The organism is Allobosea psychrotolerans, from assembly GCF_002917105.1.
Classification (GTDB): domain Bacteria; phylum Pseudomonadota; class Alphaproteobacteria; order Rhizobiales; family Beijerinckiaceae; genus Allobosea; species Allobosea psychrotolerans.
This window is the reverse complement of sequence record NZ_PQFZ01000023.1, coordinates 67030-81366: the sequence shown is the minus strand read 5'-3', so window position 1 is coordinate 81366 and position 14337 is coordinate 67030. Positions and strand designations below refer to the sequence as shown.

14 protein-coding genes are annotated in these 14337 nt (G+C 66.1%); 11 read left to right on the top strand and 3 right to left on the bottom strand.

Features of this window, described 5'->3' with window-relative positions; all coding sequences use genetic code 11:
- Positions 1 to 159 precede the first annotated feature (159 nt).
- Positions 160 to 3237 carry an efflux RND transporter permease subunit gene (locus CYD53_RS26100; protein ID WP_103721005.1) on the bottom strand — a complete coding sequence of 1026 codons (3078 nt, stop codon included), beginning with the start codon at positions 3235 to 3237 and terminating at the stop codon, positions 160 to 162.
- A complete protein-coding gene (locus CYD53_RS26095) occupies positions 3234 to 4349 on the bottom strand; it encodes an efflux RND transporter periplasmic adaptor subunit (RefSeq protein ID WP_103721004.1) in 1116 nt (371 codons plus the stop codon). The genes CYD53_RS26100 and CYD53_RS26095 overlap by 4 nt, the downstream gene beginning before the upstream one ends.
- A 78-nt stretch (positions 4350 to 4427) precedes the next feature.
- On the opposite strand from CYD53_RS26095, the gene CYD53_RS26090 reads away from it, so the two are divergent.
- The 6 genes from CYD53_RS26090 (at position 4428) to phnE (CYD53_RS26065) (ending at position 9503) form a co-directional block, all read left to right on the top strand.
- Complete coding sequence (locus tag CYD53_RS26090; protein ID WP_181012034.1) at positions 4428 to 5108, top strand: TetR/AcrR family transcriptional regulator; 681 nt, start codon at positions 4428 to 4430, stop codon at positions 5106 to 5108.
- Between the two features lie 68 nt (positions 5109 to 5176).
- Positions 5177 to 5647: a nuclear transport factor 2 family protein gene (locus CYD53_RS26085; RefSeq protein WP_103721002.1), complete on the top strand. Its 471-nt coding sequence runs from the start codon at positions 5177 to 5179 to the stop codon at positions 5645 to 5647.
- A 139-nt stretch (positions 5648 to 5786) separates the two neighbouring features.
- Positions 5787 to 6605: a phosphonate ABC transporter ATP-binding protein gene (phnC, locus tag CYD53_RS26080; RefSeq protein WP_103721001.1), complete on the top strand. Its 819-nt coding sequence runs from the start codon at positions 5787 to 5789 to the stop codon at positions 6603 to 6605.
- 67 nt (positions 6606 to 6672) lie between these two features.
- Positions 6673 to 7590: a phosphonate ABC transporter substrate-binding protein gene (phnD, locus tag CYD53_RS26075; protein WP_103721000.1), complete on the top strand. Its 918-nt coding sequence runs from the start codon at positions 6673 to 6675 to the stop codon at positions 7588 to 7590.
- A 180-nt stretch (positions 7591 to 7770) separates the two neighbouring features.
- Positions 7771 to 8652 carry a phosphonate ABC transporter, permease protein PhnE gene (gene phnE / locus CYD53_RS26070; RefSeq protein WP_103720999.1) on the top strand — a complete coding sequence of 294 codons (882 nt, stop codon included), beginning with the start codon at positions 7771 to 7773 and terminating at the stop codon, positions 8650 to 8652.
- Positions 8649 to 9503, top strand: coding sequence for a phosphonate ABC transporter, permease protein PhnE (gene phnE, locus CYD53_RS26065; RefSeq protein WP_103720998.1), 855 nt, complete (start codon positions 8649 to 8651; stop codon positions 9501 to 9503). Before phnE (CYD53_RS26070) ends, phnE (CYD53_RS26065) begins: the two co-directional genes overlap by 4 nt.
- Before the next feature lie 36 nt (positions 9504 to 9539).
- Here the strand turns inward: phnE (CYD53_RS26065) and phnF are convergent, their stop codons facing one another.
- Positions 9540 to 10295 carry a phosphonate metabolism transcriptional regulator PhnF gene (gene phnF, locus CYD53_RS26060; RefSeq protein WP_103720997.1) on the bottom strand — a complete coding sequence of 252 codons (756 nt, stop codon included), beginning with the start codon at positions 10293 to 10295 and terminating at the stop codon, positions 9540 to 9542.
- 88 nt (positions 10296 to 10383) lie between these two features.
- Here phnF and phnG point away from each other — a divergent pair, with 88 nt between their 5' ends.
- From phnG to phnK, 5 genes are read left to right on the top strand one after another with little or no spacing between them, the layout of a single operon-like run.
- A complete protein-coding gene (gene phnG / locus CYD53_RS26055; RefSeq protein ID WP_103721017.1) occupies positions 10384 to 10848 on the top strand; it encodes a phosphonate C-P lyase system protein PhnG in 465 nt (154 codons plus the stop codon).
- Positions 10848 to 11450 (top strand): phosphonate C-P lyase system protein PhnH, encoded by a 603-nt coding sequence (phnH, locus tag CYD53_RS26050; RefSeq protein ID WP_103720996.1) that lies wholly within the window; start codon positions 10848 to 10850, stop codon positions 11448 to 11450. The genes phnG and phnH overlap by 1 nt, the downstream gene beginning before the upstream one ends.
- 22 nt (positions 11451 to 11472) lie before the next feature.
- The gene (locus CYD53_RS26045) at positions 11473 to 12591 is read left to right on the top strand and encodes a carbon-phosphorus lyase complex subunit (RefSeq protein ID WP_103720995.1); all 1119 of its coding nucleotides are present in this window, start codon (positions 11473 to 11475) and stop codon (positions 12589 to 12591) included.
- The gene (locus tag CYD53_RS26040; protein WP_103720994.1) at positions 12588 to 13514 is read left to right on the top strand and encodes an alpha-D-ribose 1-methylphosphonate 5-phosphate C-P-lyase PhnJ; all 927 of its coding nucleotides are present in this window, start codon (positions 12588 to 12590) and stop codon (positions 13512 to 13514) included. Before CYD53_RS26045 ends, CYD53_RS26040 begins: the two co-directional genes overlap by 4 nt.
- Positions 13511 to 14317: a phosphonate C-P lyase system protein PhnK gene (gene phnK, locus CYD53_RS26035; protein WP_103720993.1), complete on the top strand. Its 807-nt coding sequence runs from the start codon at positions 13511 to 13513 to the stop codon at positions 14315 to 14317. Before CYD53_RS26040 ends, phnK begins: the two co-directional genes overlap by 4 nt.
- Positions 14318 to 14337: the final 20 nt, after the last annotated feature.

Below are 14337 nucleotides of genomic sequence, written 5' to 3'. Positions count from 1 at the left end.
GTATAACATGATCCATGGACGGTCCCCTCAGGTGATGCTTCGACAACCTCACCTTGGCACAAAGATGCCGATCGGGGGCCGTCCACCCCAACAGGAGCGGCAGCGCTCTACGCCTTCCTGGATTGCTTCGCTGCGCTCGCAATGACGGGGAAGCGCCGACTACTCCGCCGGCGCCGGATGCGGCTCGTGCACGGCGTGCCCGTGCACCGACCGCTTCGCCCGCGCCAGATAGGTATAAGCCACCGGCACCACATAGAGCGTCAGCAGCGTACCGAAGCTCATGCCGCCGACGATCACCCAGCCGATCTGCGAGCGGCTTTCCGCGCCCGCGCCATGTGCCCAGGCGAGCGGCAGCGCGCCAAGCACCATCGCGCCCGTCGTCATCAGGATCGGCCGCAGGCGCAGCTCCGCCGCCTCGACCAGAGCATCGACCATTTCCTTGCCCTCCTCACGCAATTGGTTGGTGAATTCGAGGATCAGGATGCCGTGCTTGGTGATGAGGCCGACCAGCGTGATCAGGCCGATCTGGCTGTAGACGTTCATGGTGCCGCCCGTGAAGTACAAGGCTGCGAGCGCGCCCGTCAGCGAGAGCGGCACCGAGACCATGATCACGACCGGATCAATAAAGCTCTCGAACTGCGCCGCCAGCACCAGATAGATGAAGCCCAGCGCCAGCAGGAAGACGATCGCGATCGACGAGCCCGACTGCTTGAATTCGCGGCTCTGGCCGGAATAGTCGATCTGCACCGTCTTGGGCAGCACCTTGGCCGAGGCCTTCTCCAGCACGCTGAGCGCATCGCCCAGCGAATAGCCCGGCCCCGGCACCGCCGTGATGGTGGCGGAGCGGAGCTGGTTGAAGCGGATCAGCTCCTTGGGGGCGACATTCTCCGCGATCGAGACCAGGCTCGACAACTGCACCGTCACGCCGTTGCGGCCCATCAGATAGATCGACTGCATCGCCTGGGGCGTGTTGCGATCCTGGCCCGCGACCTGAAGGACGACGTCGTATTGCTCGCCATTCATGTTGAAGCGCGTCACCTGCCGGCCCCCCAGCAGTGTCTCCATGGTGCGCCCGATGACATCGACGCCGACCCCGAGATCGGCAGCGCGCTGACGATCGATCGAGACCCTGAGCTGCGGCTTGTCGAGGATCAGGTTGGATTCGAGGTTGGTCAGCACCGGTGAGCCCGCGACCTCCGCCAGAACCTGGTCGACATAGCCCTTGATCTGTTCGTAAGGCTCCGACGAGCGTAGCACGAACTCGACCGGCTTGCTGTTGGCGCCGCCCTGGCCGAGCGAGGGCGGGTTTGTCGCGAAGAGTCGGATGCCGGGGATCTGCGAGAGCCCCTTGTTGATCTCGGCGACGATGTCCTGCTGCTTGCGCGTGCGCTCCTCCCAGGGTTTCAGCCGGGCGAAGGCGATGGCGCGTGTCACATCGGGAAAGCCGACGATGACGAGGTAGTTCTGCACCTCCGGCAGCTTGGAGAAGAACTCCTCGACGCGGCGCGCATAATCGGCAGTGAAGGTCAGCGTCGCACCTTCGGGCGCCACGCCGATCGCGGTGATCGTGCCGCGATCCTCGACCGGCGCAAGCTCCGAGCGCAGATGCGTGAAGAAGTAGTAGCTGCCGCCGGCCACGCAGAGCGCCAGCAGGACGATGACCGGGCGGATCGCGAGCGCCGCCCGCAGCGAGCGGCGATAGCCGCGCGACATCGCCTCGAACCCGGCCTCGAGCAGGTTGTAGAGCCGCCCATGCGAGCTTTCATGCTTGAGCAGCTTGGCGCACATCATCGGCGTCAGCGTCAGCGCGACGAAGCCCGAGACCAGCACGGCGCCGGCAAGCGTCAAGGCGAATTCGACGAAGAGCTTGCCGGTGCGCCCGGTCGAGAACGCCATCGGCGCATAGACCGCGACCAGCGTCAGCGTCATCGCGATGACGGCGAAGGCGATCTCGTTGATGCCGCGTACCGCCGCCTTGTTGGCCTCCATGCCGTCCTCGATATGACGGTGGACATTCTCCAGCACGACGATGGCGTCGTCGACGACGAGGCCGATGGCGAGCACCATCGAGAGCAGCGTCAGCGTGTTCACGGTGAAGCCGAAGGCATACATCAGCGCAAAGGAGCCGATCAGCGAAACCGGAATCGTGACCAGCGGGATCAGCGTCGCGCGCGCCGAACGCAGGAACAGGAAGATGATCAGCACGACGAGGAGAACCGCCTCGCCGACCGTCCGATAGACGGCCTCGATCGAGCGGTCGATGAAGATCGAGGTGTCGTAGGAGGTTTCGATCCCCATGCCATCCGGCAGATCGTCGATGATCTCGGGCAGGGCGGCGCGGATGCCGGAGGAGACGTCGAGCGGGTTCGCCGTCGCCTGCTTGACGATGCCGATCGTGACCGAGGGCTTGCCGGAGAACCAGGCGGCGTTGCGCTCGGCGAGCGCGCCGAGCTCGACCTTGGCGACGTCGCGCAGCTTGACCGGGAAGCCATTGGCGTCCTTGACGACGATCTGCTCGAACTGCTCGGGCGTCGTCAGGCTGGTCTGCGAGAGCACGGTGAATTCGCGATTGTTGCTCTCGATGCGGCCGGACGGAATCTCGACATTCTGCGCCCGCAGCGCCGCCTCGATCTCCTGCACGGTGATGGTGTAGGCCGCCATCCGGGCGCGATCGAGCCAGATCCGCATGGCGTAGCGGCGCTCGCCCTGTATGCGGACCTCGGCGACGCCGGTGATGTTCTGGACGCGGTCGGTGATGAAGCGGTCGGCGAAATCGGTCAGTTCGAGCGGGTTGTGGCGTGAGCTGATCAGCGAGAGATACATGATCGGCTGGGCGTCGGCCTCGACCTTGGCGATGATCGGCTCGTCGATCTCGGTGGGCATGCGGCCGCGCACGCGGCTGACGCGGTCGCGCACGTCGGAGGCGGCGACATCGGGATCGACATCCGGGCGGAAGCGCACCGAGATGTTGCTGCTCTCCTGCCGGCTGGTCGAGGAGATGATCTCGATGCCCTCGATGCCGGCGATCGAGTTCTCCAGGATCTGCGTGACCTGCGTCTCGATGATCTCGGCAGAGGCGCCGGTATAGACCGTGCGCACCGAGACGATCGGCTCGTCGATATTCGGATATTCGCGAACCGTCAGACGCGTATAGGAGACGGCGCCGATCAGGATGACGAGCAGGCTCAGGACCGTCGAGAGGACGGGGCGGCGGACGAAAAGCTCGAACAGGCTCATCGCAGCGCGCTCGCCGGGGCGGTTTCGGCCGCGCTGGTCTGCAAGGCCGGCTGGGCGTTCTTGATCGCCACCGTCGCACCGTCACGCAGGCGCATCTGCCCGGCGCTGATAAGCTGCATCTGGGGGGTCAGCCCCTTCACGATCTCGACCTTGCCCGGCAGCCTCTTGCCGAGCTCGACCGGGACGCGCTTGGCCTTGCCGTTCTCGACGATGTAGACGATCTTGCCGACACCGTCGGGCACCACCGCGGTCTCGGGGATGATCAGGGCGTTCTCGCGCTGGTCGATGACGATGACGATGCGGGCAAACAGACCCGGCTTCAGCAGGAGATCGGCATTGGGAATCGTGGCGCGCAGGCGGATGGCGCGGCCATTGACGTCGACGACCGGGTCGATCGCAAAAATCTTGCCGGCAAAATCTCGCCCGGGCACGGCATCGAGCTTCACCTGGATGGTCTGCTCGACCTTGACCCGGGCGAGGAAGATCTCGGGCACGCGAAAATCGACCTTGATCGGGTCGATATTGGTCAAGGTGATCAACTGCTTGCCAACCGAAACATAGTCGCCGACGCTGACCGAGCGCAGGCCGACGACGCCATGGAACGGTGCGGTCAGGGTCGACTGCGCCAGCTTGGCCTGTGAGAGCTGGACGCGGGCCTCGTTGGAGGCAAGCTGCGCGGTCGCCTGTTCGAGCGCGACCTGCGTGCCGGCCCCGCGCTGCACCAGCGACTGGTTGCGCTGGAAGGTGTCGCGCGCCAGGCTCAGATCGGCCTGCAACTGCTTGAGTTCGGCGTCGAGGATGGCGGTGTCGAGCTTGACCAGCTCCTGGCCCTTCTGGACGCGCTCGCCCTCCTTGAAGCCGAGCGCGATGACGCGGCCGGCGATCTCGGGCGCGATCACCACCGACTCATCGGCGGCGAGCGTGCCCAAGGCCTCGACCTCCTCATTGACGGTCGCAACCTCGATCTTGCCGATCTCGACCGGCACGCTGGCCTGCGGCGGAGCAGCCGCACGGGCCTGCGCCGGCTGCAGGCTGGCCTGATAGCTGCGGTAGCCATAATAGCCGCCACCCGCCAAACCGGCGATCAGGATGAGTAGGACAAACCGCTTCATGACACTGGACGCTCCGGGATCGCGGCATTAATCTAGACTGGACGGTCCAGTCTGATAAGGACCTTTATGGGCGGAAGCATGTCTGAGGCCAACTCTCTCCAGGCCACGCCGACGGATACGCAGGGCCATGTGCGCATGCCTGCCGAGCTCTCGCGCCCCGACAAACACAGCGCCATCACCAAGGCCGCGGCCGAGATGTTCCTGGCCGAAGGCTTCGAGCGCGCCAGCCTCGACCAGATCGCCCATCGTGCCGGCGTCTCCAAGCAGACCATCTACAGCCACTTCACCGACAAGCAGGCGCTGTTCCGCGCCATCTGCGCCGAACTCACTGAAAAGCTGACGATTCCGCTGCGCAAGCCGCGCAAGGCCGGCGCCGATCTGGCGAGCATCCTGACCCGCCTTGGCGAGGATGCGCTGGCGACGATGCTGCACCCCGCGGCGCTCGATCTGCACCGGCTGGTGCTGAGCGCGGCCGCGCGCTTTCCAGACCTCGGACGGACCGCCTATGAGGTCGGCGTCGAGCGCATGATCAGCGACCTCGCAGCCCTGCTGATGCAGCGATCACAACTGCGTGACGGGCGGGCGCAGCCCATCTCCAATGCAGAGGCAAGGCGCATGGCCGAGCAGTTCATCGGCATGTTGCGCGGCTTCCATCAGCTTCGCGGGCTGCTCGGCATGCCCGCCATCCCCGCCGGCGAGCGCAAGGCCTATGTCCGCTCCTGCGTCGAGATGCTCCTGCGTGGCGTCGCGCCGGCCTGAGGCCATTGAAGGAGATTGCGCGGGCTGTGGTTTCCACCTCTGATCGGCCCTTCACTGGGAGAGCCGAGATGTCGCAGCAGCGCCCGCCCTTGCCGCCTTTCACCGCCGAGACCGCCGCCCAGAAGGCCCGTATGGCCGAGGACGCCTGGAACTCGCTCGACCCGCAGCGCGTCTCCCTCGCCTATACGCAGGACAGCCGCTGGCGAAACCGGGCCGAGTTCTTCTCGGGCCGCGAGGCGATCGTCGCCTTCCTCCAACGCAAATGGGCCAAGGAGATCGAGTACCGCTTGATCAAGGAGGTCTGGGCTTTCCACAATAACCGTATCGCCGTGCGCTTTGCTTATGAGCACCATGACAACGCCGGAAACTGGTTCCGTTCGCATGGCAACGAGCAATGGGAGTTCGACGAGAACGGCCTGATGCGCCGGCGCGAGGCCAGCATCAACGACGTGCCGATCGAGGCGAGTGACCGCAAGTTGCTCTGGGAGGGGCGGGTCAGGCCGACTGACCATCCAGGGCTGACGGGATTGGGCTTGTAGCAAACGGGGATAGCCCCTCCCCTGTCACCGCCCTGTCATCTGCGCTGGCTAGCTGATCATCCCGTTCGAAAGCGCGACCTCGGACGGCCCTCGGCCGCTCCGGGCGATGTCGCGCTCGGTTTGTGAGCGGGAGCCCGGCATGCTGCGCATCGAAGGCCTGACCAAGCGCTTCGGCGACAAGAACGCCGTCGACAACGTCACGCTCTCCATCCCCAAGGGTGAGATGGTCGGCGTCATCGGCCGCTCCGGCGCCGGCAAGTCGACGCTGCTGCGCATGCTCAACCGCCTCGCCGACGCGACCAGCGGCAGCATCGTCTGCGAGGAGCGGAACGTGACCACGCTCAAGGGCGCGAGCCTTCGCGCTTGGCGCCGCGACACGGCGATGATCTTCCAGCAGTTCAATCTCGTCGGCCGCCTCGACGTGCTGACCAATGTCCTGCTCGGCCGGCTGAACCATCGCTCGGCCGCCCTGACCCTGGTCAAGAGCTTTTCGCAAGACGACAAGATCCGCGCCATCGCCGCGCTCGAGCGGCTCGATATGGGCCATCTGCTCGCCCAGCGCGCCGAGACCCTGTCGGGCGGACAGCAGCAGCGCGTCGCCATTGCGCGTGCCCTCGTCCAGGAGCCCAAGGTCATCCTCGCCGACGAGCCGATCGCCTCGCTCGATCCGCGCAACACCCAGGTCGTGATGGATGCGCTGTTCCGGATCAATCGCGAGGACGGCATCACCGTCATCTGCAACCTGCACCATCTCGATATCGCCTCGAAATATTGTGACCGCCTGATCGGCATGGCCGCCGGCAAGGTCGTCTTCGACGGCCCGCCTCTTGCGTTGACCACCGAGATCGCGGCCGAGCTCTACGGCATCGAGGCCAAGGATGCCGGCGCCGAGGCGCTCGATGCGCTCGATGCCATCGCGGCGTCCGAGGCCCAGCGCGCCAAGCAGAACGTCGCCTGACCGGGCCAGCCCGGTCGGGAACGCCCGCCCAGACAACACGTCAATCCGACAGCAACAGGAGCTCACCATGCTGACCCGTCGTCATACGCTCACCCTCGCGACCGCGGCCTTCGCCGCCTCGCTCGCCGTCCCCGCCTTCGCCCAGGACTGGAAGGCGAAGTATCCCGAGATCATCTTCGCCATCATCCCGGCCGAGAACGCGTCGGGTGTCGTCGAGCGCTACACCCCCTTCGTCAACTATCTCGCCAAGGAGCTCGGCACCAAGGTCACGCTGCGCATCGCCAGCGACTATGCCGCCCTGATCGAGGGCCAGCGCGCCGGCAATATCCATATCGGCATGTACGGCCCCTCCTCCTTCGCCCGCGCCCTGATGACCGGCGCCAAGATCGACGCCTTCGCGATCGAGACCAATCTCGACGGCACCAAGGGCTACTACTCGGTCTTCTACGTGAAGAAGGATTCGCCCTATCAGAAGATCGAGGATCTGAAGGGCAAGAATCTCGGCCTCGTCGACCCGAACTCGACCTCGGGCAACAACGTGCCACGCTTCGCGCTCGACGGCATGAAGATCGAGCCCGAGACCTATTTCTCCAAGGTCGTCTACACCGGCAGCCATGAGAACGCCGTGATCGCGCTCGGCCAGGGCACCGTCGACATCGCCGCCAACTGGTGGAACGACGAGCAGGAATCCAACCTCCTGCGCATGGCCCGCAAGAACATGGTCAAGGCCGAGGATTTCCGGATCATCTACAAGTCCGCGCAGATCGTGAACTCGCCGATGGCCTATCTCTCGGACATGCCGGAGCCGCTCAAGGCCTCGATCCGCGACGCGGTGCTGAACCTCGCCACCAAGGACAAGGTCGCCTTCGACAAGATCTATGAAGGCAAGCAGGGCCCGCTCGTCGCCGTCGACAACAAGGCCTACGACCCGATCATCGAACTGAACAAGTTCGTCGACGCGCTCCGCAAGAAGAAGTCCTCGTAAGCGGCTCGACGCTCCCCCCTCTCCCGGATGGGAGAGGGGTTGGGGTGAGGGTGTGCCGGCATTCGCTGAAGCACCGCAGTTCACCGCACCCCATCCTGAAGCGTCCTGCCCTCACCCCTGCCCCTCTCCCACACGGGAGAGGGGTTCCCCGCGCCTGACGCGGCAAGGGAACTACCCTTCATGACCCTCGCGATCGACCGCAACGACCCTGCGATCCATGCCCATGTCGAGAGCTATCGCCGCGCCATGTCGGCGAAGCGCCGGCAGACTCTGATCGGCGCGGTGATCTTCCTCGTCTGCGTCTGGCTCGCCGCCATCGGCTCCGAGGTCGATCCCGGCAAATTCATCGAGAACGCCTGGCGCTTCCCGAAATACATCCTTGAGACCATGCCGACCTTGCGCTTCGCGACGCTCGGTGCCGACATGGCCGAATGGTTCTGGGGTATCAAGGGCTGGCTCAAGCTGCTCTGGCAGACCATTCTGATCGCCTATACCGGCACGATCCTGGGCGCGCTCGGCGGCTTCCTGCTCTGCTTCGTCGCCGCCGCCAATCTCGGCAAATCGCCTGTGCTGCGCTTCGCCACGCGGCGTTTCCTCGAATTCTCCCGCACCGTCCCGGAGATCGTCTTCGCATTGATCTTCGTCATCGCCTTCGGTCTGGGACCACTGCCCGGCATGCTCGCCATCGCGATCCACACCATGGGCGCCATGGGCAAGCTCTTCTCCGAAGTGGTCGAGAACATCGACATGAAGCCGGTCGATGGCATGACCGCGACGGGCGCCGGCTGGTGGCAGGTCATCCGCTTTGCCGTGGTGCCGCAAGTCCTCTCCAATTTCGCCAGCTATTCGCTGCTGCGCTTCGAGATCAATGTCCGCGGCGCCTCGATCATGGGCTTCGTCGGCGCCGGCGGCATCGGTCAGGACCTGATCGAGGCGATCCGGAAATTCTACTTCACCGATATCAGCGCCATCCTGCTGCTGATCATCCTCACCGTGATGCTGATCGACTACGGCACCGAGCGGCTGCGCCACGCCCTTCTCAGCCTGGAGCACGGCCGATGACGCTCACCTTGTCCACGACCGACCGCGCCGCTCTCATCGCGCGCCACAAGGCGGCGATCGACGGTTCGCTGACGACGCGCCTGATCACGATCGCCGTCGTCGCCGGTCTCGCCGGCCTGTTCCTCTACGGGCTGACGACGCTCGAGGTCTCGATCTGGAAGATCATCCATGGCCTCAATAATCTCGGCATCTTCGTCGCCCTGATGCTGCCGCCCGACCCTGGCTCGCTGGCGCGCGCCCTGCTCTTCGTGAAGGCGCTGTTCGAAACGATCGCGATCGCTTTCCTCGGCACGATCCTGGCTGCGATCTTCGCCTTTCCGCTCGGCTTCATCGCCGCCAAGAACGTCATCGCCAACCGGATCGTTCATTTCCTGGCGCGCCGCTCGCTCGATACCATCCGCGGCGTCGATGCGCTGATCTGGGCGTTGATCTGGGTCAATGTCGTAGGCCTAGGACCCTTCGCCGGCATGCTCGCGATCATGACCAGCGATCTCGGCGCCTTCGGCAAGCTCTACTCCGAGGCGATCGAATCGGCCGACCGCAAGCCGGTCGAGGGCGTGACCTCGCTTGGCGGCAGCAAGCTCCACGAGATCCGTTTCGGCCTGATCCCGCAGGTGCTGCCGGTGATCGCGAGCCAAGTGCTCTACTATATCGAATCCAACACCCGCTCCTCGACCATCATCGGCATCGTCGGCGCCGGCGGCATCGGGCTTTATCTGGCCGAGACCATCCGCACGCTGGAATGGCAGCAGGTCTCCTTCCTGATCCTGCTGATCCTGGCCGCCGTGACCGCGATCGACTTCCTCTCCAGCAAACTGCGCTTCGCGATCATCGGGCAACGGGCGGTGTAAGGACGATGCGCCCTTTCCGTCAAAACGGGCGCGCCCTCACTCCTTGAACGGCTCGACCACCATCTCCATGCGCTCGCCGGCGAAGACGCTGTTGACCAGATGGATCGGCGTCAGGTCCGGCAGGGCGTCGGTCGCAGCCGAGACCATCACGGCGGCGCCGGGCGCGATCTCGAGCAGGAGCGCCTCGCGCTCACTGGCAAGCCGCGCGGTCAAGCGGGTGGAGAGCCGGACATAATCGTCGATCCCGACAGCCTTGAACGCCGCCGTCATCGAGGCGCCCGCCTCGCGGAAGACGTGGTCGAAATCCGGGAAGCGCTCGACCGAGAGCCAATGCGTCCCTGTTCCCATAGGCGTCCCATCGGCACGGCTCAGGCCTTCGATCCGCCACAGCGGCGCCCCCGCCTCCAGGCCGAGTTGCGCACAGGTCTCGGCATCCCCGGTCACCATCGCCGTCGACAGCGTCTCGCTTGAGCCGACGATGCCGAGCTTGCCGAAATTGCTGCGCATGCTGACCCGGCGGCCGATCGGATAGGGCACGCGCCGCGCGCTGACCTGGGTGCCGCGCCCGCGCGAGACCGTGACCAGCCCCTGCTCGGCCAGATGCCGGAAAGCCTGGCGCACGGTGTGGCGATGCACGCCATAGCGCTCGGCCAGCACAACCGAGGCCGGCAACGTATCCCCGACTGCGTAATCGCCGCGGCCGATCGCGGTTTCGAGTTCGCTAGCGATGCGGCGCCACGCCGTGCCGTGCTCCTCGGCGGTCTCGCTGACATCCGGCACAGCGCGCGTCATCAAAATTTCATCCAAAATGTATAGACCTTTCCCGGCAGCTAGCCTATCATAGTCTAGACATTAGCGGGTGACCAGACGGCGCATGATGATGACCGACACAGATCCGGGCAAGACGGCGGCGCGCGAGACAACCGTGCGACAACGCTGGCTGGCGATCCTCGCCCGCGCCTCGCGCAGTGAGATCGAGACATTGGTTGGGGCTGCGCTGCCGACCCATGAAATCCTCAAGGCGCCCGAGACCGGCACGGTGATGGTCGAGGGGCGGGCCGGCGGCGCCGGGCGACGCTTCAACCTCGGCGAGGCGACGGTGACACGCTGCGTCGTCAGGCTGGAGAACGGCGCGATGGGTTTCTCCTATGCGCTTGGCCGCGACGGCCGCAAGGCACGCCTTGCCGCGATCCTCGACGCCAGATTGCAGAGCGAGGACGCCGACGGCGCGCTTCTCGCCGAGGTGACGCAGCTCGCCGCAGCGCAAGCCGCGGCGCGCGACCTCGCCTCGCGCAAGGCTGCCGCCACCAAGGTCGATTTCTTCACTCTGGTCAGGGGCGCGTGATGCAGACCAAAAACCTGATCGCAGCCGGCTTCGCTGATCCCGTCTTCCAGTCACAGGCCGCCTTTCGCACCGTGCTCGCGGCATTGTCCGAGCCCGGCACCGTGCAGACGGTGTCCGCCGCGATCCTGCCGCCGGATGGGCTCTGCGCCGCAACCGCAACCACCTTGCTGACATTGGCCGATTACGAGACGCCGATCTTCCTGCCGCAACAGCTGCGCGACGGCCCGGCCGGCGCCTGGCTGCGCTTCCATTGCGGTGTGGCGATACTGGACACTCCCGCCGGGGCGGCCTTCGCGGTCATCGACGGCGCGAGCGCGGCCCCGCCGCTTGCCGCCTTCGACCCCGGCCACGACCAGTTCCCCGATCGCTCGGCGACGGTGCTCGTGCAATGCGCCGCGCTCACCGGCGGCGAGAGCATGACCCTGAGCGGCCCCGGCATCGCCGGCAGCCGCAGCATCGCCCCGCAGGGCTTGCGCCCCGGCTTCTGGGCTGAGGTCGCGGCCAATGCCGAGCTCTACCCGCTCGGCGTCGATCTCATTCTCAGCTGCGGCGACGCCCTGATCGGCCTGCCGCGCACCACGCAGATCGAGGAGACGGCCTGATGCCCAACCGGGAGGTCTACTAATGTATGTCGCGGTCAAAGGCGGCGAGGCCGCGATCCTCGCCACGCATGATCTGGTCGCGGAAGCGCGGCGCGGCAACGAGGCCGTGCCCGAGCTCACGGTCGCACAGATCCGCGAGCAGCAGGGCCTCGCTTGCGCCCGCGTCATGAACGAGGGCTCCCTCTACGACCTCGACCTTGCGGCGCTGGCGCTGAAGCAGGCGCAGGGCGACGCGATCGAGGCCGCTTTCCTGATGCGGGCCTATCGCACGACGCTGCCGCGCTTCGGCTCCTCCGAGCCGATCGATACCGCGCAGATGGCGATCCGGCGGCGGATCTCGGCGACCTATAAGGACCTGCCGGGTGGGCAGGTGCTCGGGCCGACCTATGACTACACGCACCGGCTGTTCGATTTCGCGCTGATGGATGAGGCTGACGGCTCGGCTGGCGAGGCCCGCCCCGCTGCAACCGCCCTCGACGCCGCCATGCCCCGCGTTCCCGACATCCTCGGCGCGGAGGGGTTGATGGAGGCCGAGACCCCGCCCCAGGGCGATCCGCGCCCCTTCGACCTCACCCGCGAACCGGTCTCCTTCCCGGCTGATCGCGATGTCCGCCTGCAGGCGATGGCGCGCGGCGATGAAGGCTTCCTGCTCGGGCTCGGCTACTCCGTGCAGCGCGGCTATGGCGGCAACCACCCCTTCGTCGGCGAGATCAGGGTCGGCGAGGTCTGCGTCGAATTCGTGCCGGAGGAGCTCGGCTTTTCCGTCGATCTCGGCGAGATCACCCTGACCGAATGCCAGATGGTCAACCAGTTCCAGGGTTCGAAGGATGTCGCCCCGCAATTCACCCGCGGCTACGGCCTCTCCTTCGGCCATTCCGAGCGCAAGGCGATGTCGATGTCGCTGGTCGACCGGGCGCTGAAATGCCGCGAATTCGGCGAGGCCGCCAACTACCCGGCCCAGCTGGACGAGTTCGTGCTCTACCACTCCGATAATGTCGAGGCGGCTGGCTTCGTCGAGCATCTCAAGCTGCCGCATTACGTCGATTTCCAGGGCGAGCTCGAACTGATCCGCCGCATCACCCGCGAGCGCGAGCAGCGATTGGCGCGCGAACAGGGCACCCTGCCGGAGGCAGCCGAATGAACGCCCATCAGACGCTTCCGGCCGACGATGCAAAGCCGGCTTATAACTACGCCTATCTCGACGAGCAGACCAAGCGGATGATCCGTCGCGCCCTGCTCAAGGCCGTCGCGGTGCCGGGCTACCAGGTGCCGTTCGGCTCGCGCGAAATGCCGCTGGCGCGCGGCTGGGGCACCGGCGGGATCCAGGTCACGGCTGCGATCATCGGCCCCGACGACACCCTGAAGGTGATCGACCAGGGCGCCGACGACACCACCAACGCCGTCTCGATCCGGCGCTTCTTCGAGCGCACGGCCGATGCCCGCACCACCGAGGCGACGGAGGAGGCGACGATCATCCAGACCCGCCACCGCATCCCGGAAGCGCCGCTCAAGGCCGGACAGATCATGGTCTATCAGGTGCCGACCCCCGAGCCCTTGCGCCGGCTCGAGCCGCGCGAGGCCGAGACGCGCAAGATGCACGCCTGGGCGGAATATGGGCTGATGCAGGTCAAGCTCTACGAGAACATCGCCCGCTTCGGCGAGGTGACCACGACCTATGACTACCCGGTCATGGTCAATGGCCGCTATGTCATGGCGCCCTCGCCGATCCCTAAATTCGACAATCCCAAGATGCACATGTCGCCGGCCCTGCAGCTGTTCGGCGCCGGTCGCGAGAAGCGCATCTACGCCCTGCCGCCGCATACCAGCGTGAAGAGCCTCGACTTCGACGACCACCCCTTCCGTGTCCAGAGCTGGAACGAGCCCTGCGGGCTTTGCGGCGCAACCGACAGCTATCTCGACGAGGTCATCACCGACGACAAGGGCGGGCGCATGTTCGTCTGCTCCGACAGCCACCATTGCGAGACGCGGCGGGAGGCCGGCCATCGCGGCGCGATGCTGGCCGACGCCTCGGCGCTGCATCTGGTCGAGGAGGTGAAGCCATGACCGTCCACGTTTCTCTCCCCGAGGCGAACCTCGATCCCGAGCCGCTGCTCTCCGTCGCCGGCATCAGCCGCTTCTATGGCGAGCGGATCGGTTGCCAAGACGTCTCCTTCGACCTCTGGCCGGGCGAAGTGCTCGGCATCGTCGGCGAATCAGGCTCGGGCAAGTCGACCTTGCTGCGCTGCCTCGCCGGCATCGACCGGCCCGACGAGGGCGAGGTGCTGTTCCGGGGCTCCGGCCAGCCGCTCGACATCTATTCGGTGGCCGAGCAGGAGCGCCGCCGCCTGATGCGCACCGCCTGGGGCATCGTCCACCAGAACCCGCGCGACGGATTGCGCATGGACGTCTCCGCCGGCGGCAATGTCGGCGAGCGCCTGATGGATCGCGGCGACCGGCATTACGGCAAGATCCGCGAGCGCGCGCTCGACTGGCTCCAGCGTGTCGAGATCGCCGAGAACCGCATCGACGACCGGCCGCGCCAGTTCTCGGGCGGCATGCAGCAGCGCCTGCAGATCGCCCGCGTGCTGGTCTCTGAACCTCGCCTCGTCTTCATGGACGAGCCGACGGGCGGCCTCGACGTTTCCGTGCAGGCCCGCCTGCTCGACCTGCTTCGCGTCCTGGTGCGCGATCTCGGCCTCGCCGCCATCATCGTCACCCACGACCTGGCGGTCGCGCGGCTGCTCACCGACCGATTGATGGTGATGAAGGACGGCCGCGTCGTCGAGCAGGGCCTGACCGACCAGGTGCTGGACGATCCGCACCACGCCTATACGCAGCTTCTGACTTCGGCGGTGCTGAGTGTGTGACGCCCACCCGTCACACCCTC

Bases quoted from the DNA above. Each gene is read 5' to 3' on its own strand.
- CYD53_RS26100 (WP_103721005.1), bottom strand. From the start codon at position 3,237: ATGAGCCTGTTCGAGCTTTTCGTCCGCCGCCCCGTCCTCTCGACGGTC.
- CYD53_RS26095 (WP_103721004.1), bottom strand. From the start codon at position 4,349: ATGAAGCGGTTTGTCCTACTCATCCTGATCGCCGGTTTGGCGGGTGGC.
- CYD53_RS26090 (WP_181012034.1), top strand. From the start codon at position 4,428: ATGTCTGAGGCCAACTCTCTCCAGGCCACGCCGACGGATACGCAGGGC.
- CYD53_RS26085 (WP_103721002.1), top strand. From the start codon at position 5,177: ATGTCGCAGCAGCGCCCGCCCTTGCCGCCTTTCACCGCCGAGACCGCC.
- phnC (WP_103721001.1), top strand. From the start codon at position 5,787: ATGCTGCGCATCGAAGGCCTGACCAAGCGCTTCGGCGACAAGAACGCC.
- phnD (WP_103721000.1), top strand. From the start codon at position 6,673: ATGCTGACCCGTCGTCATACGCTCACCCTCGCGACCGCGGCCTTCGCC.
- phnE (WP_103720999.1), top strand. From the start codon at position 7,771: ATGACCCTCGCGATCGACCGCAACGACCCTGCGATCCATGCCCATGTC.
- phnE (WP_103720998.1), top strand. From the start codon at position 8,649: ATGACGCTCACCTTGTCCACGACCGACCGCGCCGCTCTCATCGCGCGC.
- phnF (WP_103720997.1), bottom strand. From the start codon at position 10,295: ATGACGCGCGCTGTGCCGGATGTCAGCGAGACCGCCGAGGAGCACGGC.
- phnG (WP_103721017.1), top strand. From the start codon at position 10,384: ATGACCGACACAGATCCGGGCAAGACGGCGGCGCGCGAGACAACCGTG.
- phnH (WP_103720996.1), top strand. From the start codon at position 10,848: ATGCAGACCAAAAACCTGATCGCAGCCGGCTTCGCTGATCCCGTCTTC.
- CYD53_RS26045 (WP_103720995.1), top strand. From the start codon at position 11,473: ATGTATGTCGCGGTCAAAGGCGGCGAGGCCGCGATCCTCGCCACGCAT.
- CYD53_RS26040 (WP_103720994.1), top strand. From the start codon at position 12,588: ATGAACGCCCATCAGACGCTTCCGGCCGACGATGCAAAGCCGGCTTAT.
- phnK (WP_103720993.1), top strand. From the start codon at position 13,511: ATGACCGTCCACGTTTCTCTCCCCGAGGCGAACCTCGATCCCGAGCCG.